Below are 20,995 nucleotides of genomic sequence, written 5' to 3'. Positions count from 1 at the left end.
TTTTCAGCCATCCTTGCCGTGCCGACAGGTGTCGGACTGGCGAAAGGACTGTTCCAGAGTGGCTGGCAGCTGCAAATCACACTTTAGAGGGATCAAGCTCTACTACCTGCTGGCTATAGTCCGCTCAAGGATTTTTAAGAACGGAGCAAACGCACAAAACGGGGCGATGCAATTTTGGAGTGACTTCGGGACGCCTTGGCTCCCCGTCACCCACAACGTTTTTAGAAGTGCTAACTGCCATAACAATAATGCACATGGAGTAGCGTCGATGACATCAGTAAACAAGTTCTGGCGCCGGGCGAAATTGCCCCTGGCGGTCAGTCTCGCCTCTTCGCTCGCCGGGCCTGCATTCGGCGTCAGTTTCAACGTTGGTGAAATCGAAGGTCAGTTCGATTCGTCCCTCTCGATCGGCTCCAGCTGGTCTACCGAGAGCGCCAACAAGAACCTCATCGGCGTGAACAACGGTGGTCGTGGCCTGTCCCAGACCTCCGATGACGGTCACTTGAACTTCGAGAGCGGCAAAACCTTCTCGAAGATCTTCAAGGGCATCCATGACCTTGAATTGAAATATGGCGACACCGGCGTTTTTGTCCGTGGCAAATACTGGTACGACTTTGAACTGAAAGACGAAAGCCGTCCGTTCAAGGACATCAGCGACAGCAACCGCAAGGAAGGCGCCAAGTCCGCCGGCGGCCAGATCCTCGACGCCTTCGTCTACCACAACTACTCCGTTGCCGATCAGCCGGGCTCCGTGCGTCTGGGCAAGCAGGTCGTGAGCTGGGGTGAAAGTACCTTCATCGGCGGCGGCATCAACTCGATCAACCCGATCGACGTGTCCGCGTTCCGTCGTCCGGGTGCCGAGATCAAGGAAGGCCTGATCCCGGTCAACATGTTCTATGTGTCCCAGAGCCTGACCGAAAACCTGTCGGCCGAAGCGTTCTATCAGCTGGAATGGGACCAGACCGTTGTCGATAACTGCGGCACGTTCTTCTCGCAGCCGGATATCGTTGCCGATGGTTGCGACACCAACCTGCGCGTGCTGAACAAGCGCTCGCAGATTCCAGCCGTCGCGTTGGGGCCATTGGCCGGCGCCGGCGTGGACGTCAACGAGGAAGGCGTACTGGTCCGTCGCGGACCGGACCGCGATGCACGAGACAGCGGCCAGTGGGGCGCGTCCCTCAAGTACATGTTCGAGCCTCTGGACACCGAGTTCGGTGCCTACTTCATGAACTACCACAGCCGTGCGCCGATCTTCAGCGCCACGGGTGCGCCGCAGTCGGTCTATAACACCGCTGCTGCACTGCCAGGTCCGTTCGCCGCACTCGCGCCGTTGCTGGTGGCGGGTAACTCGAAATACTTCATCGAATACCCGGAAGACATTCGCCTCTACGGCCTGAGCTTCTCCACCACCCTGCCTACCGGTACGGCGTGGAGCGGTGAACTGAGCTACCGTCCGAACGCACCGGTGCAGCTCAACTCCACCGACATTCTGTTCGCCGGTGTACGTCCTCTGGGCGGCGCATTGGGTAACGCTTCGTTGCTCTCTGCCCCGCCGGGTCAAGACCTGCACGGCTATCGTCGCAAGGAAATCACCCAGTTCCAGACCACCCTGACGCACTTCTTTGACCAGGTCATGGGCGCAAGCCGTCTGACCCTTGTGGGCGAAGTGGGCGTGACTCACGTTGGCGGCCTGGAAAGCACCTCCGACGTCCGTTACGGCCGCGATCCGGTCTACGGCCCAGGTGAATTGCCAGCCACTGGCACGGTGAATACCTGCGTGGCACTCAACACCAGCACCATCAACGGTGCCGGCCCTGGTACGCCGACCAACAACCGCAGCCGCAACTGCAACGACGAAGGTTTCACCACGTCCACTTCGTGGGGCTACCGTGGTCGCGCCATCTGGGAATACAACGACGTGTTCGCCGGTGTGAACCTCAAGCCGAACGTGGCCTGGTCCCACGACGTCAGCGGTTACTCGCCTGGCCCTGGCGGCAACTTCGAGGAAGGTCGCAAAGCAGTGAGCCTGGGCGTCGATGCCGAGTACCAGAACACCTACACCGCGAGCCTGGCCTACACCAACTTCTTTGATGGCAAGTACACCACCGTCGATGACCGCGACTTCGTTGCGCTCAGCTTCGGCGTGAACTTCTAAGCACTGTTTTTTCAGGACGAACACACATATGAAAATAACAAAGAGTCTGTTCCACGCTGGAGTTCTGGGGCTTTCGCTGCTGGCGACCAGCGTCATGGCAGCCGTGCCTGCCGCCGAAGCGGACAAACTGGGCAAGAGCCTGACGCCGATGGGCGCCGAGATGGCGGGTAACGCCGACGGTTCGATCCCGGCCTGGAAACCGATGGCGAAAAACGCCGGCACCGTCGACGGCAAAGGCTTCCTGTCTGACCCGTTCGCCAGTGAAAAACCGCTGTTCACCATCACCGCGCAAAACGTCGACCAGTACAAAGACAAACTCGCTCCGGGCCAGGTCGCGATGTTCAAGCGCTACCCGGAAACCTTCAAGATGCCGGTTTACCCGTCCCATCGCGGCGCGACCGTGCCGGATGACGTGTTTGCCTCGATCAAGAAAAACGCCACCAACACCAACCTGGTGTCTGGCGGCAACGGTCTGGAGAACTTCGAAACCGCCGTGCCGTTCCCGATTCCGAAGACCGGCGTTGAAGTCATCTGGAACCACATCACCCGCTATCGCGGTGGCAGCGTGACCCGTCTGGTAACCCAGGCCACGCCGCAGCCGAACGGCTCGTACAGCCTGGTGTACTTCCAGGACCAGTTCGTGTTCCGCGACAAGATGAAGGACTACGATCCGGCGAACCCGGGCAACATCCTGTTCTACTTCAAGCAGAAAGTGACCGCTCCGGCACGTCTGGCCGGTGGTGTGCTGCTGGTGCACGAAACCCTCGACCAGGTTAAAGAGCCGCGTTCGGCGTGGGTCTACAACGCCGGTCAACGTCGTGTGCGTCGTGCGCCACAAGTGTCTTATGACGGGCCGGGTACTGCGGCTGACGGCCTGCGTACTTCCGACAACCTGGACATGTACAACGGTGCGCCGGATCGCTACGACTGGAAACTCGAAGGCAAGAAAGAGATGTACATCGCCTCCGACAGCTACAAGCTCGACTCGCCACAACTCAAGTACGACGACATCATCAAGGCCGGTCACATCAACCAGGACCTGGCTCGCTACGAGCTGCGTCGCGTCTGGCATGTGGTCGCCACCCTGAAGGAAGGTCAGCGTCACATCTACGCCAAACGTGACTTCTACATCGACGAAGACACCTGGCAAGCCGCAGTGATCGACCACTACGACGGTCGCAATCAACTGTGGCGTGTGGCGGAAGCTCACTCCCAGAACTACTACAACGTTCAAGTGCCTTGGTACACCCTGGAAACCTTGTACGACCTGCAATCGGGCCGCTACCTGGCACTGGGCATGAAGAACGAAGAGAAGTCGGCGTATGACTTCGGCTTCACCGCGACCACCAGCGATTTCACACCCGCTGCATTGCGTCAGGACGGGGTTCGTTAACCTGCACTGAACAGAGGCCGCATCCTCGAAAAAACGCCCCGACTGGTTCGGGGCGTTTTTTTTTGCCTGGCCATCCATGCATCCGTAGGAGCGAAGCTTGCTCGCGAAGGCGGCCGTATCTACATCGCATGTTTTCAGATACACCGCGTCATCCCCGATCGCGGGCAAGCCTCGCTCCTACATTCTTTTTGTAGCCATTTGTAGCAATAACCTTCATTCCCTCTTCGTTTACCGATAGTCTGCGGACATCTGCAACGCCGCCACCCGCAATTCAAACAAGAGCCGGCCATGACTGATCTGTCCCCACTCCCGGGCCCTGCAAGCGTTGCCGTCGCGGCACTGGACGGGCGCTTTTTTCGGCCCCCGTTGCCCGACGGCCATGTGCTGCGGCCTCGTCTGTGCGAGCGCCTGAGTGCCGGCCTCGGTGGCAGGCTGTTGCTGGTCAGCGCACCCGCCGGGTTCGGCAAGAGCTCATTGGCGGTGGAGTTCTGCCAGGGTCTGCCGGCCCATTGGCACAGCCTGTGGCTTGGGCTGAGTCCTCGGGACAGCGATCCGGGGCGTTTCCTCGAGCGCTTGCTCGAAGGTCTTCAAGATTATTTTCCGAAGCTCGGCAGCCAGGCCCTGGGCCTGCTGAAAATGCGCCAGCGCCATCAGCCCTTCGCTTTCGAAGAATGGCTCGACGGATTGCTGGATGAGCTGGCCATCCACCTTTCGCCGATGACGCCTTTGCTGCTGGTGCTGGATGACTATCATCTGGCCCAGGGCCCGGTGCTTGATCGTTGCCTGCAATTTTTCCTCAATCATTTACCCGATGGCCTGCTGGTCATGGTGACCAGTCGACAGCGTCCAGACTGGCACCTGGCGCGCTTGCGCCTGTCGCGGCAACTGCTTGAATTGCATGAGCAGGACCTTCGACTGACCCACGACGAAGCCCTCACATTGCTCGATCGACACAGCAGTTCCTTGCGTGGCGAGGCACTGGAAAGCCTGATCCAGCGCAGCGAAGGCTGGGTCGCCGGGCTGCGTTTCTGGTTGCTGGCGGCGTCCGAGGCAGGCACCGACGGTGCGTTGCCGCAGTCGCTGCACGGTGGGGAAGGGCTGATTCGCGATTACCTGCTTGAAGAAGTCATCGATTGCCTGCCCGCAGAGGTGCAGTCGTTCCTTTACGACACCGCACCTCAGGAACGTTTTTGCAGCGAGCTCTGCGACGCGGTTCGCGAGGCTCATGACAGTGCCGAAATCCTGCGTTTCCTTCAGGCGCACCAGGTGTTCCTGGTGCCGCTGGACGAGCACGGACACTGGTATCGCTATCACCATTTGTTTTCCGACCTGCTGCGTACCCGGCCCACCGCGCAGTCGATCGTGCCGGCCGCCAGCCTGCATCTGCGCGCCTGTCGCTGGTTCAATGCGCAGGGTTTGCTCGACGAGGCGGTGGAGCAGGCGTTACGCGCCGGGCACCTGGACGTTGCGGCGAACCTGGTGCAAAACCTCTCTGAAGAACAGCTGCTCGCCGAACAGAACGTCGGCATGCTGCTGCGCTGGAAAATGGACTTGCCCGACAGCCTGCTGATCAGCACCCCGCGGCTGATCGTGCTCTACAGCTGGGCGTTGGGGCTGGCCTGTCAGCTGGACGCTGCCGAGGAGCTGGCGGCGCACTTGAGCCGCTTCCTGCCAGCCCCGTCGGCGACCGCGCAGAAGTCCATGCTGGCGCAATGGCTGGCCCTGAGCGGCATCGTCGCCCGGGGCCGAGGCAATCGCGCGCTCACGCAACTTTACTGCACCGAAGCGCTGGAAAGCCTGCCGGCCAAGCGCTACGGGCAACGGCTGATGTGTCTTTCGACCTTGTCCAACCTGGCGATTGCCGACGGCGACCTGTGGCGTGCCCGCAGCTTGAACCGTGAATCGCTGGAATTGGCGCAACGAGTCGGCAACCCATTGTTCGAAGCGCTGGCCCATTACGACCGTGCGCGCGTGCTGCAAGCGCGTGGGGAAATCCTGCGCTCACTGCAAGAAGTCCGTCAGGGCCTGCAACGCCTGCAAGGGTTATCCCCGCAACGGCTTTACGCCGTGCGTGCACGCCTGACCTTGTACGAAGGCTTTTTGCTGGCCGTGCGCCTGCAGCCGCAAGCCGCACGGGCACGTCTGCAAACCGGTTTGAGTGAAGCCCGGGCCTGTCGCGACATCAGCGTGTTGATCGGCCACTGCGTGATCGCCCGACTCGAGGGCAGCAGCGGCGAGTTCGCCAAAGCCTTCGCCGAACTTGCCGAAGCCGAACGTCTGATGCACATCTGGGACGTGCCGCCGATCTACTATCTGGCGATGATTACGCTGGTCAAATGCGAACTCTGGCTGGCCCAGGGGCGTACCGATCTGGCCGAAGCCTGGCTGGCGCGACTGGGCCAGACCTACAACGGCGACCACGCGGCCGCGCCACCGGAATTTCATCCACAACTGCCACTGCACATCGAATTGCAGCAAGCCTTGCTGGAGGTGATTCAGGGGCAGCCAATGCTGGCCGAGGGGCGTTTGAACGCGCTGCTTGAGCATGGGCAGAAATCGGGACGGCAAATGCTCAGCGTGATGGCGCTGACGCAGAAAATCACCCTGTTGCTGGCGAGCGGCCGTGAACCGGAGGCCCGCAAAGCGCTGGTTCAGGCACTGGAAGCGGCCAACGGCGGCGTCCTGCAACCGTTCGACGCGTTGCTGACCGAACACCCGGACTGGCTGCGCGGGCAACTTCAACTCTGTGCTCCGACGGTGATTTCGCAGAACCTGGCCGAAAAACTTCCGGTCATGGCCGCTCGCCCGGCGCTGGAGGCATCCCCTGGGGCGGAACAGCTCAGCGCCCGTGAGTTGGCCGTCCTGCGCCTGATCGCCCAAGGTTGCTCTAACCAGGAAATCAGCGATCAGCTGTTCATCTCGCTGCACACGGTCAAGACCCACGCCAGCCACATCAACAGCAAGCTTGGGGTTGAGCGACGCACGCAGGCGGTGGCGCGGGCCAAGGAGTTGGGCGTGCTGGGGTAGCGCATTTTCAAGATCTACAGGGTCCACAAAAAGACTTGCTACGGTTTTGTGCCAAAATTGCCCATCCCTGTTTTCCGAGCATGCCCAGATGTCCCAGCAGCCCACCCTGATCCGCGAAACCTTCCCCGTCGGCCCCTTGCAGTGCAACTGCACAATCATCGGCGACCCGATCACCAAAAAAGCCATCGTGGTCGACCCGGGTGGCAATCACGAATTGATCCTCGCGCGCCTCGACGCCCTAGGCCTGAAAGTGGTGAGCATCATCCACACCCACGCGCACCTGGATCACTTCCTGGCTTCCGGTCAGCTCAAGGAGAAAACCGGCGCGACCCTGCACCTGCATAAAGAAGATCAGTTCCTTTGGGACAATCTGGAGATGCAGTGCCAGATGTTCGGTGTGCCTTACACGCCGGTGCCGTCGCCGGATCGCTGGTTGGCCGACGATGAAGAATTGGCTTGCGGTTGCGGCGTGGCGTTGCACACGCCGGGTCATACACCGGGTTCGATGAGCTTTTGGTTTTCCGAGGCTAAGCTGCTGATTGCCGGTGACACGTTGTTTCGTCGCGGGGTAGGGCGCACGGATTTGTGGGGCGGCGATCAGGCGACCATCGTGCGGTCGATCAAGCAGCGGCTGTATACGCTCGATGAAGAGGCGACGGTGGTGACCGGGCATGGTCCGGACACGCGCCTGGGCGATGAAATGCGCGAGAACCCGTTTGTGCGGGCTTGAAGGTAACCGACGGAATTTTCCTCGGCCAAAATGATCAAACGCCCGCAAAGGTCCAATGCCTTAGTCAGTTGCACCCCAGAATGCAAAAGTAGGAGCTCTTCATGTTCACCAAGCAGCGTTTGATTATTGTCGCTACGGCTGTGGCCTTGTTGTCTGGCTGCGCCTCGCCTAACCCTTACGACAACCAGGGCCAGGCCGACGGTGGCTCCACCGGCATGAGTAAAACCGCGAAGTACGGTGGCCTCGGCGCTCTGGCCGGTGCACTGGCCGGTGCCGCCATCGACCACAACAACCGTGGCAAGGGTGCGTTGATTGGCGCCGCCGTCGTGGGCGCTTCCGCTGCCGGTTACGGTTACTACGCTGACCAGCAGGAGAAGAAGCTACGGGCCAGCATGGCCAACACTGGTGTCGAGGTGCAGCGTCAGGGTGACCAGATCAAGCTGATCATGCCGGGCAACATCACGTTCGCTACCGATTCGGCGAATATTGCCTCCAGCTTCTATCAGCCGCTGAACAATCTGGCCGGCTCGCTCAAGGAGTTCAGCCAGAACCAGATCGAAATTGTCGGCTACACCGACAGCACCGGCAGCCGCCAGCACAACATGGACCTGTCCCAGCGTCGTGCGCAGAGCGTGGCGACTTACCTGACCTCGCAAGGCGTCAGCGGTGCCAACCTGTCGGCTCGTGGTGCCGGGCCGGATAACCCGATTGCGAGCAACGGCGACGTCAATGGCCGGGCGCAGAACCGTCGGGTCGAGGTCAACCTGAAGGCGATTCCGGGCCAGCAGTATTCGCAACCGACCCAGTAGTAAATGGCCTGACTGAACCCCAGGCATAAATAAAGCCCGCCCGATCCTCTGCAGATCGGGCGGGCTTTTTTGTGGCGCCAGTTCCGGCCCCTTCGCGAGCAAGCCCGCTCCCACATTAGATCGCGGTCTACTGTGGGAGCGGGCTTGCTCGCGAAGGGGCCGGAACTGGCAGCTCAACAATCAGCGACAAAAAAAAGCCCCTGGACAATCACTCATCCGGGGGCTTTTTGTTTCGCGCGAAACCTGATTACTTTTTCAGGCCGTAATGTTCGTCGAGCATGCCCGGCGCGTTCGGGGCTTTCGGTGCGTAATCACGAGGCGGCTCCTGATTGCGCGGTGGCGTCAGGCGCTCCCGTGGAGCCTGCGCCGAATCGGCGTGCAGGGCGGCCAGCAAGCGTTGACGAGTCTGCTCGTCCAGGGCCAGGCGGTTGGCACCCTCGGCGAGGTGATCCTGCACTTCCTGATAGCTCGCAGTCAGCTTCTTGACCAGGTTTGCAGTGCTGTTGAAGTGGGTGACCACCTCGTTCTGATAACTGTCGAAACGTTCCTGAATGTCATCCAGCTGACGTTGTGTGCTGCTCGGCGCGGCATTCGGCACCAGGCGAGCGATCAGGAAACCTATGGCGACACCCACAACCAGGGCAAGAGTCGGCAACAACCAAACTAAGAGCGAGTGTTCCACGAGTCCTTCCTCTATAAACGGCTTTGCTTTACGTTAACGGCTCGAACCTGCGCTGTATACCGCGATTCACTCGCAATAGATTGGCACAGACAATTTGCTAGACGAGTCGACCCGATTCGAGGTCACGGAGTTCCTTCCTTGCTTATGCGTGAAACCCCTGTAGTGATTGATGGTCCGGTAGGACAACTGGAAAGCCTTTATCTGGACAATGAGCAGCCACGCGGCCTGGCGCTGATCTGCCATCCGAACCCGGTGCAGGGCGGCACCATGCTCAATAAAGTGGTCTCGACCCTGCAGCGCACCGCGCGCGATGCCGGTTTGATCACGTTGCGTTTCAACTACCGGGGCGTCGGTGCCAGCGAAGGCTCCCACGACATGGGCACCGGTGAAGTCGACGATGCGCAGGCCGCCGCCGAATGGCTACGGGCCAGACACCCTGACTTGCCGCTGACCCTGTTCGGTTTCTCCTTCGGTGGTTTTGTTGCAGCAAGTCTCGGCGGACGCCTGGAAGCCAAGGGCGAGCAGCTCAAGCATTTGTTCATGGTAGCGCCAGCCGTCATGCGCCTGGGCGATCAGGATCAACTGCCACAGAAGGGTGAGCTGACCCTGATCCAGCCGGAAACTGACGAAGTGATCGATCCACAACTCGTCTACGAGTGGTCCGGCAAGCTCGAACGTCCCCATGAGCTGCTGAAAGTGGCAGAATGCGGACACTTTTTTCATGGCAAGCTGACCGATCTCAAGGATCTGATCCTGCCGCGTCTTTCGAACTGATTGCAGTCTGACAAGCGATTACCCATGACGACTCGTACCCGAATTCTTACCGGCATCACCACCACCGGCACGCCGCACTTGGGCAACTACGCCGGTGCCATCCGCCCGGCGATCCTGGCCAGCCGTGACAGCAATGCCGATTCGTTCTACTTCCTGGCCGACTACCACGCCCTGATCAAATGCGATGATCCGCTGCGCATCCAGCGCTCGCGTCTGGAAATCGCCGCGACCTGGCTGGCCGGTGGCCTGGATGTGGACCGCGTGACGTTCTATCGCCAGTCCGACATCCCTGAGATCCCCGAGCTGACCTGGCTGCTGACTTGCGTCGCCGCAAAAGGCCTGCTCAACCGCGCCCACGCCTACAAGGCCTCGGTAGACAAGAACGTCGAGACCGGCGAAGACCCGGATGCCGGCATCACCATGGGCTTGTACAGCTACCCGGTGCTGATGGCGGCGGACATCCTGATGTTCAACGCCCACAAGGTGCCGGTCGGCCGTGACCAGATCCAGCACGTGGAAATGGCCCGCGACATCGGCCAGCGCTTCAACCACTTGTTCGGTCAGGGCAAAGAATTCTTCACCATGCCCGAGGCGTTGATCGAAGAAAGCGTCGCCACGCTGCCAGGCCTCGACGGCCGCAAGATGTCGAAGAGCTACGACAACACCATTCCGTTGTTCAGTAGCGCCAAGGAAATGAAGGACGCGATTTCGCGGATCGTTACCGACTCCCGCGCGCCGGGCGAAGCGAAAGATCCGGACAATTCGCACCTGTTCACCCTGTTCCAGGCGTTTGCCACGCCGGCACAGGCCGATGAATTCCGCAGCGAATTGTTGCAGGGCCTGGGTTGGGGCGAAGCGAAGAATCGTCTGTTTCAGTTGCTCGATAGCGAGCTGGGCGAGTCCCGCGAGCGTTATCACCAGTTGATCGAGCGCCCGGCAGACCTGGAAGACATCCTGCAGGTCGGCGCCAAAAAGGCCCGCTCGGTGGCGACACCGTTCCTCCACGAACTGCGTGAAGCGGTCGGCCTGCGTTCTTTCGTTGCCCAGACCCAAGTCGCTGCGACGACCAAGAAGAAAGCCGCGAAAGCCGCGCGTTTTGTCAGCTTCCGCGAAGAAGACAGCAGTTTCCGCTTCCGTCTGTTGGCGGCCGATGGCGAGCAACTGCTGTTGTCGCGCAACTTTGCCGACGGCAAAACCGCCGGCCAGGTGACCAAGCAATTGCAATCGGGTCAGTCGCTGGACGTGCGCAGTGAAGACCGCAGCTTCAGCGTCTGGCTGGAAGGCGAATGCGTGGGCGACAGCCCGACCTTTGCTGACAACGCCGCTCGCGACGTCGCCATCGACGCCCTGCGGGTTGCGCTGACGCCGGCTCAGGAATAAATCAACGGCTCGGTCCGACCAAGGGCCGATTGCCATTCCCACGGGCCGTCGCTACAGTGACGGCCCGTTTTTGTTGCCTTGCTAACGAATTATGACGCCCCTAGAACGATATCAAGCTGATCTGAAACGCCCGGAATTCTTCCATGACGCCGCGCAGGAAACCGCCGTGCGCCATTTGCAGCGCCTGTACGACGATCTGGTCGCTGCGTCGAACAACAAGCCGGGCCTGCTCGGCAAACTGTTTGGCAAGAAAGACCAGGCACCGGTCAAGGGCCTGTATTTCTGGGGCGGCGTGGGTCGCGGCAAGACTTACCTGGTCGACACCTTCTTCGAAGCGCTGCCGTTCAAGGAAAAGGTCCGTACTCACTTCCACCGCTTCATGAAGCGTGTGCACGAAGAGATGAAGACCCTCGGCGGCGAGAAGAACCCGCTGACCATCATCGCCAAGCGCTTCTCCGACGAAGCCCGGGTGATCTGTTTCGATGAATTCTTCGTGTCCGACATCACCGACGCGATGATCCTCGGCACGCTGATGGAAGAGCTGTTCAAGAACGGCGTGACCCTGGTTGCTACCTCGAACATTGTGCCGGACGGTCTGTACAAGGACGGCCTGCAACGTGCGCGCTTCCTGCCGGCCATTGCGTTGATCAAGCAGAACACCGACATCGTCAACGTCGACAGCGGCGTCGATTATCGTCTGCGTCACCTCGAGCAAGCCGAGCTGTTTCATTTCCCGCTGGACGAAGCCGCTCAGGAAAGCCTGCGCAAGAGCTTCCGTGCCCTGACGCCGGAATGCACGGCCGCCGTCGAGAATGACGTGCTGATGATCGAAAACCGCGAAATCCGTGCGGTGCGTACCTGTGACGACGTGGCCTGGTTCGACTTCCGCGAACTGTGCGACGGCCCGCGTAGCCAGAACGACTACATTGAACTGGGCAAGATCTTCCACGCCGTGCTGCTCAGCGGTGTCGAGCAGATGAGCGTCACCACCGACGACATCGCCCGACGCTTTATCAACATGGTCGACGAGTTCTACGACCGTAACGTCAAGTTGATCATCTCGGCTGAAGTGGAGCTCAAAGACCTCTATACCGGCGGTCGCTTGAACTTCGAATTTCAGCGCACGCTCAGCCGTCTGCTGGAAATGCAGTCGCACGAATTCCTGTCCCGGGCGCACAAGCCGTAGGGCGATTTGGATAACCAAACAAAAGGGCCTGCATTTGCAGGCCCTTTTTTTGTGCTCAAAACTTCTGACACACCACAAACCCTGTGGGAGCGGGCTTGCTCGCGAAAGCGGCGTGTCAGTCGACATCAATGTTGAATGTCAGTCCGCATTCGCGAGCAAGCCCGCTCCCACAGTTAATTTGTGTTGGGTTCCAGGACCTATGCAGCTTGCTGAAATTGCTGCCGATACTGGTTCGGCGACAATTCCGTGTGCTGGCGGAACAGCCGCGCGAAGAAGCTCGCGTCGTCATAACCGACTTCATAACTGATGGTCTTGATGCTCTTGCGGCTACCTGACAGCAAACCCTTGGCGGTTTCGATGCGCAGGCGTTGCAGGTAATGCAGCGGCTTGTCGCCAGTGGCGGTCTGGAAGCGGCGCATGAAGTTGCGGATGCTCATGCCGTGTTCGCGGGCGACGTCTTCGAAGCGGAATTTGTCGGCGAAATGTTCTTCGAGCCAGTGCTGGATCTGCAGAATGATCACGTCCTGGTGCAACTTCTGCCCGCCGAAACCGATGCGTCCTGGCGAATAGCTGCGCTGCACTTCGTAGAGAATGTCCCGCGCCACGGCTTGCGATACGTTGGCGCCGCAGAAGCGTTCGATCAGGTAGATGTAAAGATCACACGCCGACGTGGTGCCGCCTGCGCAATACAGGTTGTCGGCGTCGGTCAGGTGCTTGTCCTGATTGAGCTGGACCTGTGGGAAGCGCTCGGCGAAGGCATTGAAGAAGCGCCAGTACGTGGTCGCTTCCTTGCCATTGAGCAACCCTGCCTCGGCGAGCCAGAACACCCCGGTCGCTTCACCGCAAAGCACGGCGCCGCGAGCGTGTTGCTGGCGCAGCCATGGCAGGACCTGTGGATAACGTTGGCAAAGGGTATCGAAATCGTCCCAGAAGGCCGGGAGGATGATGACGTCGGCATTTTCCAGGCCGCCGTCCACCGGCATGATCACATCGCTGAAGCTGTTCACCGGTTTGCCGTCGGGGCTGACCAGCCGGGTTTCGAACGCCGGCGTCAGGCCCTGGCCCAGTTGTTTGCCGTAGCGCAGGCTGGCCAGGTGGAAGAAATCCTTGGCTTGCATGAGGGTGGAAGCGAAAACCCGGTCGATAGCCAGGATGCTGACGCGCCGCAAGGGCGTGGAGACTTGGTTAGACATAATTCAACTTTATTCTTATAGGGGAAAGTGGTCACCAGACGGCTGGATCGTCTTATTTTTTGTCTGATGTGTCCAGTGTCCTGTATCCGATGCGGGGCTTAGTCTCTGAAGGTCAACTCCTTCTAACAATTAACGACAGGTGCCGCATGATCCCCAGAACCTTGTTCAGTTCCGAGCACGAATTGTTTCGCGAGAGCGTGCGTACGTTCCTCGAAAAAGAGGCGGTGCCGTTTCATGGGCAATGGGAAAAACAAGGCTACATCGACCGTAAACTCTGGAACAAGGCAGGGGAGGCGGGGATGCTTTGCTCGCATCTGCCGGAGGAATACGGCGGGCTGGGGGCGGACTTTCTCTACAGCGCAGTGGTGATCGAGGAGGTTGGTCGTCTCGGCCTGACCGGGATCGGTTTTTCACTGCATTCGGACATTGTGGCGCCGTACATCCTGCATTACGGCAGTGAAGCGCTGAAGCACAAATACCTGCCGAAACTGGTGTCTGGCGAGATGGTGACCGCGATTGCCATGACCGAGCCGGGTGCCGGTTCCGACCTGCAAGGGGTGAAGACCACTGCCGTGCTGGAGGGCGACGAGTACGTGATCAATGGCTCCAAGACCTTCATCACCAACGGCTATTTGGCTGATCTGGTGATCGTCGTGGCCAAGACCGATCCGAAGGCCGGCGCGAAGGGCACCAGTCTGTTTCTGGTCGAGGCCGACACCCCGGGTTTTGACAAGGGCAAGCGCCTGGAAAAGGTCGGCATGAAGGCTCAGGACACGTCGGAGCTGTTCTTCCAGGACGTGCGGGTGCCGAAGGAAAACCTGTTGGGGCAGGCGGGCATGGGCTTCGCTTACCTGATGCAGGAATTGCCTCAGGAGCGACTCACTGTTGCCATCGGCGGGCTTGCTTCAGCCGAAGCGGCGTTGAAATGGACGCTGGATTACACCCGTGAGCGCAAGGCGTTCGGCAAGGCAATTGCCGACTTCCAGAACACGCGCTTCAAACTGGCGGAGATGGCCACTGAAATCCAGATCGGCCGGGTGTTTGTGGATCGCTGTCTGGAGCTGCACCTGCAAGGCAAGCTGGATGTGCCGACGGCCGCGATGGCCAAGTACTGGGGCACCGACCTGCAATGCAAGGTGCTCGACGAATGCGTACAGCTGCATGGCGGTTACGGATTCATGTGGGAATACCCGATCGCCCGGGCGTGGGCGGATGCGCGGGTGCAGCGGATTTATGCGGGGACCAATGAAATCATGAAGGAGATTATTGCGCGGTCGCTTTGATTTTGCGGTGACTGGACTGACGCCCTCGCGAGCAAGCCCGCTCCCACAGGGGAATGCGTTCCAAATGTAGGAGCGGGCTTGCTCGCGAAGGCTTTTTATCGGGCGATCAAGGAGCCGGGTTAGGGTGATCCTTGTGAATCGCCTCAATCCCCTCCAGCACTTCGTCGGAAAGTTTCAGCTCGAAACTGGCGATGTTGCTCTCCAGTTGCTCCATGGTGGTGGCGCCGATGATGTTACTGGTCACGAACGGCTGCTGGGTGACAAACGCCAACGCCATCTGTGCCGGGTCCAGACCGTGTTCACGAGCCAGCGCCACATAACGGCTGCACGCAGCTTCCGACTGCGGGTTGAAATAGCGGCTGAAGCGGCTGTAGAGGCTCAGGCGACCTTTCGGCGGACGCGCGCCACCTTCGTACTTGCCTGACAGGAAACCGAACGCCAGCGGCGAATAGGCGAGCAAGCCGCATTGTTCGCGGATGGCGATTTCCGCCAGGCCGACTTCGAAGCTGCGGTTGAGCAGGTTGTACGGGTTCTGGATCGACACCGCACGCGGCCAGCCACGGGCTTCGGCCAGGGCGAGGAAGCGCATGGTGCCCCACGGCGTTTCGTTGGACAGACCGATGTGGCGGATCTTGCCGGCCTTGACCTGTTCGTCCAGCGCTTCGAGGGTGTCCTCCAGCGGCGTCAGGTTGGCTTCGATCTTGTGTTTGTAGCCCAACTGACCGAAAAAGTTGGTGCTGCGCTCTGGCCAGTGCAGTTGATAGAGGTCGATGTAGTCGGTCTGCAGGCGCTTGAGGCTGGCGTCCACGGCTTCGGTGATGTGCTGGCGGTTGTGCCGCAGGTTTTTGTCGCGGATGTAATCGATGGTGTTGCCCGGGCCGGCGATCTTGCTGGCCAGGATCCAGTCGGCGCGATCACCGCGACTTTTGAAGTAATTGCCGATGTAGCGTTCGGTGGTGGCGTAGGTTTCGGCCTTCGGCGGCACCGGGTACATTTCGGCGGTGTCGATGAAATTGATCCCGGCGTCCTTGGCCCGTTCGATCTGGGCGAAGGCTTCAGCTTCAGTGTTTTGCTCGCCCCAGGTCATGGTTCCGAGGCAGATGGCACTCACGTTCAGATTGGTTCGGCCTAGCTGGCGATAGTCCATCGGGTGCTCCTTGGGCAAAACAATCATAAAAGCAGGTTGAAATATTTTTCGCAATCTGCATAATTGCGCACCTCTTTCTGCAGTGGAAGTGATGCGCCGCCGCCGAAGAATCTTGCCGTTGAACGGACGCGCCGACCCGAGCCCCCGAAAGCGTCTGTATCCGGCTGCCTTTGACTTGTCAAAGTACGCACTATTCAGTAAGATCCGCCGTCTAATTTACAGGGCGGCCCCTGAGGCTATAAAGAATGAAAACTTTTACTGCTAAACCGGAAACAGTACAGCGCGACTGGTTTGTCGTCGACGCTGCAGGTCAGACCCTGGGTCGTCTGGCCACCGAAATCGCGAGCCGTCTGCGTGGCAAGCATAAAGCTGAGTACACTCCTCACGTTGACACCGGCGATTACATCGTCGTTATCAATGCCGAGCAGATTCGTGTAACCGGTGCTAAAACCACCGACAAAATCTACTACTCCCACTCCGGTTTCCCGGGCGGCATCAAGTCGATCAACTTCGAAAAGCTGATCGCTAAAGCCCCTGAGCGCGTGATCGAGACCGCGGTCAAAGGCATGCTGCCTAAGAACCCGCTGGGTCGCGACATGTATCGTAAGCTGAAAGTCTATGCGGGCGCTGTACACCCTCATACTGCTCAGCAGCCCCAAGAACTGAAGTTTTAACGGAATAGTTCATTATGTCGGCGACTCAAAATTACGGCACTGGCCGTCGCAAGACCGCAACCGCACGCGTTTTCCTGCGTCCGGGTACTGGTAACATCTCCATCAACAACCGTTCGCTGGATAATTTCTTCGGCCGCGAAACTGCCCGCATGGTAGTTCGTCAGCCGCTGGAATTGACTGAGACTGTCGAGAAGTTCGACATCTACGTCACCGTGATCGGCGGTGGTGTAAGTGGTCAAGCTGGCGCAATCCGCCACGGTATCACTCGCGCACTGATGCAGTACGACGAAACCCTGCGTGGCGCTCTGCGCAAAGCTGGCTTCGTTACTCGCGATGCTCGTGAAGTTGAACGTAAGAAAGTTGGTCTGCGTAAAGCGCGTAAGCGTCCGCAGTACTCGAAGCGTTAATTCGCTTTCGCGTTCAAAAAGAACGCCCAGTTTCCTCGCGAAGCTGGGCGTTTTTTTATGGGCGCAATTTATCAAAGAATTGCGCTGTGACAACTTGCCACAGCCGTAGAGCCCCTATACTGCAAGGCTTGGCAGTGGAGCCCCTCGGTAATTACCTTGTCAGAATTGGGGCTTTTCATTACCATTCGGCAAAATTTTTATAAGTTCAGATTTTTACTTAGTAGACGCCTGATTTAACAGGCCACAAAGCTGATGGGAGAGGACTGAATGAGCAATGACGGCGTGAATGCAGGCCGGCGTCGCTTCTTGGTAGCAGCCACATCCGTGGTGGGTGCTGCAGGAGCGGTGGGGGCTGCGGTCCCGTTCGTGGGGTCATGGTTTCCCAGTGCCAAGGCGAAAGCCGCAGGTGCACCGGTGAAAGTGAATGTCAGCAAAATCGAACCAGGTCAGCAGATGATTGCTGAGTGGCGCGGTCAGCCGGTGTTCATTGTCCGCCGTACCGAGGAAATCCTGGGGAATCTGAAAAAGATCGAGGGCCAGTTGTCTGACCCTACCTCCAAGAACTCGACACAACCGACCTATGTCGACCCGGAAACGCGTTCGATCAAGCCAGAAGTTCTGCTGCTGATCGGTATCTGCACGCACCTGGGTTGCTCGCCGACCTTCCGTCCAGAAGTGGCACCTGCGGATCTGGGCAAGGATTGGGTAGGTGGTTATTTCTGCCCTTGCCACGGTTCCCACTACGATCTGGCTGGCCGCGTCTACAAGTCGCAACCTGCGCCTTTGAACCTGCCAGTTCCCCCGCATTCCTATGAGACCGATGACATTATTGTCGTTGGCGTCGATACGGAGAAAGCGTGATGAGCAAGTTCATGGATTGGGTTGATGCGCGCTTTCCCGCGACCAAAATGTGGGAAGACCATCTCAGCAAGTACTACGCCCCGAAGAACTTCAACTTCTTCTATTTCTTTGGCTCCCTGGCGCTGCTCGTTCTGGTCAACCAGATCGTTACCGGTGTCTGGCTGACCATGAGCTACACCCCGTCGGCGGAAGAAGCCTTTGCCTCCGTCGAATACATCATGCGCGACGTCGAGTACGGCTCGATCCTGCGTCTGTTGCACTCCACCGGCGCTTCGGCGTTCTTCATCGTGGTCTATCTGCACATGTTCCGTGGCTTGCTCTACGGTTCGTACCAGAAGCCGCGTGAGCTGGTGTGGGTCTTCGGCATGCTGATCTACCTGGCGCTGATGGCTGAAGCCTTCATGGGTTACCTGCTGCCGTGGGGCCAGATGTCCTACTGGGGTGCCCAGGTGATCATCTCGCTGTTCGGTGCGATCCCGGTCATCGGTAACGACCTGACCCAGTGGATCCGTGGTGACTACCTGATTTCCGGTATTACCCTGAACCGCTTCTTTGCGCTGCACGTTGTGGCCCTGCCGATCGTGATTCTCGGTCTGGTGGTGTTGCACGTCCTGGCGTTGCACGAAGTCGGCTCGAACAACCCGGATGGCGTTGACATCAAGAAACACAAAGACGAAAACGGCGTACCGCTGGACGGCATTGCCTTCCACCCGTACTACACCGTGAAAGATATCGTCGGCGTGGTGGTGTTCCTGTTCATCTTCTGCTCGATCGTGTTCTTCTTCCCGGAAATGGGCGGCTACTTCCTCGAGAAGCCGAACTTTGAAGTGGCGAACGCCTTCAAGACCCCTGAGCACATCGCTCCGGTCTGGTACTTCACACCGTTCTACGCGATTCTGCGGGCGGTTCCGGACAAACTCCTGGGCGTTATCGCCATGGGCGCGGCCATCGCTGTGCTGTTCGTCCTGCCGTGGCTGGACCGCAGCCCCGTCAAGTCGATGCGCTACAAAGGCTGGCTGAGCAAGATCTGGCTCTGGGTGTTCTGCATCTCGTTCGTGATCCTGGGTGTGCTGGGTGTTCTGGCGCCGACTCCAGGCCGTACGTTGCTGTCGCAGGTCTGCACCTTCCTGTACTTCGCCTACTTCATTCTGATGCCGTTCTACACCAGGCTCGAGAAGACCAAACCGGTTCCGGAAAGGGTGACTGGCTGATGAAAAAGCTATTTGCTGTACTGATTCTTGCTGCCATGCCTGTCCTGTCCTTCGCGGCCGAACACGGTGGTCCAGAGCTGGAAAAAGTCGACATCGACGTTTCTGACAAAGCAGCCATGCAGGACGGCGCGCGTACGTTCGCCAACTACTGCATGGGCTGCCACAGCGCCAAGTTCCAGCGTTACGAGCGTGTTGCCGATGACCTGGGCATCCCGCATGACCTGATGCTCTCGAAGCTGGTGTTCACCGGCGCCAAGATTGGCGACCACATGAACATCGGCATGCAGCCGGCAGACGCCAAGACCTGGTTCGGTGCGGCGCCGCCCGACCTGACCCTGGTCGCTCGCGTTCGTGGCACTGACTGGCTCTACGGTTACCTGCGTTCGTTCTATGAAGACCCGTCGCGTCCCTGGGGCGTGAACAACAAGGTCTTCCCGAACGTCGGGATGCCTAACGTTCTGGTCGGCCTGCAGGGTCGTCAGGTGGTAGGCTGCAAACAAATTCAAATCGTCGAAGACGGCAAGAAGCAATACGATCCGCTGACCGGTACGGCTCTGACTCATGAGGCGTGTGACCAGCTGACTGTACTGCCGAAGACCGGCACGCTGAACGCAGAGCAGTTCGACGAGAAGGTCAAGAATCTGGTGACCTTCCTGGCCTATTCGGCCAACCCGGTGAAGCTGCAGCATCAGCGCATCGGTACCTATGTGTTGCTGTACCTGGCGTTCTTCTTCGTATTCGCTTACTTGCTCAAGCGTGAATACTGGAAAGACGTCCATTGATAAAGCTGTAAGCAATTGCTGTTAATCGCACGCGCCCAGGGGCGTCTCTGAAGGTGTAACGAGTCTGGCAAGCCAGACGTTACGGGAGGCGTCTTCTGGGCGCGTGCGTTTTTCCGCTTCCGATAATTTCAACAAGCGAGGAGGACCGCCATGGGCGTGACCAATCGGTTGGCCTGTTACTCCGACCCCGCCGACCACTATTCCCACCGAGTGCGCATCGTACTTGCAGAGAAGGGTGTCAGCGCAGAGATCATTTACGTGGAAGCTGGTCGCCAGCCGCCTAAACTGATTGAAGTGAACCCTTACGGAAGTCTGCCCACCCTGGTCGATCGTGACCTGGCGTTGTGGGAGTCGACCGTGGTGATGGAATATCTGGATGAGCGTTACCCGCACCCGCCCTTGCTGCCGGTTTATCCTGTGGCGCGTGCCAACAGCCGTCTGCTGATTCATCGTATTCAGCGTGACTGGTGTGGCCTTGTGGATCTGATCCTGGATTCCAAGACCAAGGAAGCCGCCCGTGTCGTGGCTCGTAAAGAGTTGCGTGAAAGCCTGACTGGCGTGTCGCCGTTGTTCGCCGACAAGCCGTTTTTCCTCAGCGAGGAACAAAGTCTGGTGGATTGCTGCCTATTGCCAATACTCTGGCGTCTGCCGATTTTGGGTATTGAACTGCCGCGGCCTGCCAAGCCGCTGCTTGATTACATGGAGCGCTCGTTTGCGCGTGAGGCTTTCCAGGCGAGTCTGTCTGGTGTCGAACGCGATATGCGCTAAGGCTTAAGGAGCCGCTATGAACTCCAGTCGACCTTATCTGGTCCGCGCGCTCTACGAGTGGATTGTGGACAACGATTGCACCCCGCACATGCTGGTCAATTCCGAGTATCCGTCGGTGCAGGTGCCTCAGGGTTTTGCCAGTGACGGACAGATTGTCCTGAACGTATCACCGGCTGCCGTGCGTCATCTGCACATGGACAACGAGGCTGTCAGCTTCGAAGGGCGCTTCGGTGGCGTGCCGCACACTTTGTACGTGCCTATCGCATCGATCCTGGGTATTTACGCCCGGGAGAATGGTCAGGGCATGGTGTTCGATCTGGAATCGCCTATGGAAGACGAGGAAGAGATTGAGCCGGATGACGATATTCCGCCACCCGACAGCGAGCCGCCGCGTCCCAGCGGTCGACCCAGTTTGAAAGTGGTGAAGTAATAAAAAAGGCGATCCGCAAGGATCGCCTTTTTTGTTACTTCGCCACCTTCAAACGTAGGAGCTGTGTAGGAGCTGTCGAGTGAAACGAGGCTGCGATCTTTTG

At 59.0% G+C, this 20,995-nt stretch carries 19 protein-coding genes; 16 read left to right on the top strand and 3 right to left on the bottom strand.

Annotated elements, in window-relative coordinates; genetic code table 11:
* Positions 1–268: 268 nt before the first annotated feature.
* The 5 genes from ACA049_RS25530 to ACA049_RS25510 all read left to right on the top strand — a co-directional run bounded on the left by ACA049_RS25530 (position 269) and on the right by ACA049_RS25510 (position 8,114).
* The gene (locus ACA049_RS25530) at positions 269–2,155 is read left to right on the top strand and encodes a DUF1302 domain-containing protein (RefSeq protein WP_497330787.1); all 1,887 of its coding nucleotides are present in this window, start codon (positions 269–271) and stop codon (positions 2,153–2,155) included.
* 28 nt (positions 2,156–2,183) lie between these two features.
* Positions 2,184–3,548 (top strand): DUF1329 domain-containing protein, encoded by a 1,365-nt coding sequence (locus ACA049_RS25525; RefSeq protein WP_497330785.1) that lies wholly within the window; start codon positions 2,184–2,186, stop codon positions 3,546–3,548.
* 288 nt (positions 3,549–3,836) lie between these two features.
* On the top strand, positions 3,837–6,575 hold the full coding sequence (locus ACA049_RS25520) for a winged helix-turn-helix domain-containing protein (RefSeq protein WP_497330783.1): 2,739 nt from the start codon (positions 3,837–3,839) through the stop codon (positions 6,573–6,575).
* Positions 6,576–6,663: 88 nt separating this feature from the next.
* Complete coding sequence (locus tag ACA049_RS25515) at positions 6,664–7,305, top strand: MBL fold metallo-hydrolase (protein WP_010458191.1); 642 nt, start codon at positions 6,664–6,666, stop codon at positions 7,303–7,305.
* A 101-nt stretch (positions 7,306–7,406) separates the two neighbouring features.
* A complete protein-coding gene (locus ACA049_RS25510; RefSeq protein ID WP_219094406.1) occupies positions 7,407–8,114 on the top strand; it encodes a YiaD family glycine zipper/OmpA-like lipoprotein in 708 nt (235 codons plus the stop codon).
* A 247-nt stretch (positions 8,115–8,361) separates the two neighbouring features.
* On the opposite strand, the gene ACA049_RS25505 is transcribed toward ACA049_RS25510, so the two are convergent.
* Positions 8,362–8,796 carry a Z-ring associated ZapG family protein gene (locus ACA049_RS25505; protein ID WP_010458168.1) on the bottom strand — a complete coding sequence of 145 codons (435 nt, stop codon included), beginning with the start codon at positions 8,794–8,796 and terminating at the stop codon, positions 8,362–8,364.
* Between the two features lie 144 nt (positions 8,797–8,940).
* Between ACA049_RS25505 and ACA049_RS25500 the strand changes: the two genes are divergently transcribed.
* The 3 genes from ACA049_RS25500 (at position 8,941) to zapE (ending at position 12,136) form a co-directional block, all read left to right on the top strand.
* Positions 8,941–9,570 carry an alpha/beta hydrolase gene (locus tag ACA049_RS25500; RefSeq protein WP_497330780.1) on the top strand — a complete coding sequence of 210 codons (630 nt, stop codon included), beginning with the start codon at positions 8,941–8,943 and terminating at the stop codon, positions 9,568–9,570.
* A 24-nt stretch (positions 9,571–9,594) separates the two neighbouring features.
* On the top strand, positions 9,595–10,950 hold the full coding sequence (locus ACA049_RS25495; protein ID WP_497330778.1) for a tryptophan--tRNA ligase: 1,356 nt from the start codon (positions 9,595–9,597) through the stop codon (positions 10,948–10,950).
* A 91-nt stretch (positions 10,951–11,041) separates the two neighbouring features.
* Entirely contained in the window at positions 11,042–12,136 is a 1,095-nt protein-coding gene (gene zapE, locus ACA049_RS25490; RefSeq protein WP_497296013.1) for a cell division protein ZapE, read from the top strand.
* A gap of 197 nt (positions 12,137–12,333) precedes the next feature.
* Here zapE and ACA049_RS25485 read toward each other — a convergent pair whose 3' ends face one another.
* The gene (locus ACA049_RS25485) at positions 12,334–13,230 is read right to left on the bottom strand and encodes a GlxA family transcriptional regulator (RefSeq protein ID WP_178082360.1); all 897 of its coding nucleotides are present in this window, start codon (positions 13,228–13,230) and stop codon (positions 12,334–12,336) included.
* A gap of 245 nt (positions 13,231–13,475) precedes the next feature.
* Here ACA049_RS25485 and ACA049_RS25480 point away from each other — a divergent pair, with 245 nt between their 5' ends.
* Complete coding sequence (locus tag ACA049_RS25480; protein ID WP_497330776.1) at positions 13,476–14,612, top strand: acyl-CoA dehydrogenase family protein; 1,137 nt, start codon at positions 13,476–13,478, stop codon at positions 14,610–14,612.
* 106 nt (positions 14,613–14,718) lie between these two features.
* Here ACA049_RS25480 and ACA049_RS25475 read toward each other — a convergent pair whose 3' ends face one another.
* Entirely contained in the window at positions 14,719–15,759 is a 1,041-nt protein-coding gene (locus ACA049_RS25475) for an NADP(H)-dependent aldo-keto reductase (protein WP_497330774.1), read from the bottom strand.
* 245 nt (positions 15,760–16,004) lie between these two features.
* Here ACA049_RS25475 and rplM point away from each other — a divergent pair, with 245 nt between their 5' ends.
* From rplM to ACA049_RS25440, 7 genes are all read left to right on the top strand, one after another.
* Positions 16,005–16,433 (top strand): 50S ribosomal protein L13, encoded by a 429-nt coding sequence (gene rplM / locus ACA049_RS25470; RefSeq protein WP_007905295.1) that lies wholly within the window; start codon positions 16,005–16,007, stop codon positions 16,431–16,433.
* Positions 16,434–16,447: 14 nt separating this feature from the next.
* The gene (gene rpsI / locus ACA049_RS25465) at positions 16,448–16,840 is read left to right on the top strand and encodes a 30S ribosomal protein S9 (protein WP_002555064.1); all 393 of its coding nucleotides are present in this window, start codon (positions 16,448–16,450) and stop codon (positions 16,838–16,840) included.
* Positions 16,841–17,107: 267 nt separating this feature from the next.
* A complete protein-coding gene (gene petA, locus ACA049_RS25460) occupies positions 17,108–17,701 on the top strand; it encodes a ubiquinol-cytochrome c reductase iron-sulfur subunit (protein WP_008060255.1) in 594 nt (197 codons plus the stop codon).
* Complete coding sequence (locus ACA049_RS25455) at positions 17,701–18,912, top strand: cytochrome b (protein ID WP_046819000.1); 1,212 nt, start codon at positions 17,701–17,703, stop codon at positions 18,910–18,912. The genes petA and ACA049_RS25455 overlap by 1 nt, the downstream gene beginning before the upstream one ends.
* Entirely contained in the window at positions 18,912–19,694 is a 783-nt protein-coding gene (locus ACA049_RS25450) for a cytochrome c1 (protein WP_497330772.1), read from the top strand. Before ACA049_RS25455 ends, ACA049_RS25450 begins: the two co-directional genes overlap by 1 nt.
* A 150-nt stretch (positions 19,695–19,844) precedes the next feature.
* Positions 19,845–20,462 carry a glutathione S-transferase N-terminal domain-containing protein gene (locus ACA049_RS25445; protein WP_027922678.1) on the top strand — a complete coding sequence of 206 codons (618 nt, stop codon included), beginning with the start codon at positions 19,845–19,847 and terminating at the stop codon, positions 20,460–20,462.
* Positions 20,463–20,478: 16 nt separating this feature from the next.
* Positions 20,479–20,892 carry a ClpXP protease specificity-enhancing factor gene (locus tag ACA049_RS25440; protein WP_008155980.1) on the top strand — a complete coding sequence of 138 codons (414 nt, stop codon included), beginning with the start codon at positions 20,479–20,481 and terminating at the stop codon, positions 20,890–20,892.
* Positions 20,893–20,995: the final 103 nt, after the last annotated feature.

The sequence above is a fragment of the Pseudomonas sp. LBUM1662 genome (assembly GCF_059695915.1).
Note: the sequence above shows the minus strand (reverse complement) of the source record. Positions and strands in the feature narration are given on the sequence as shown.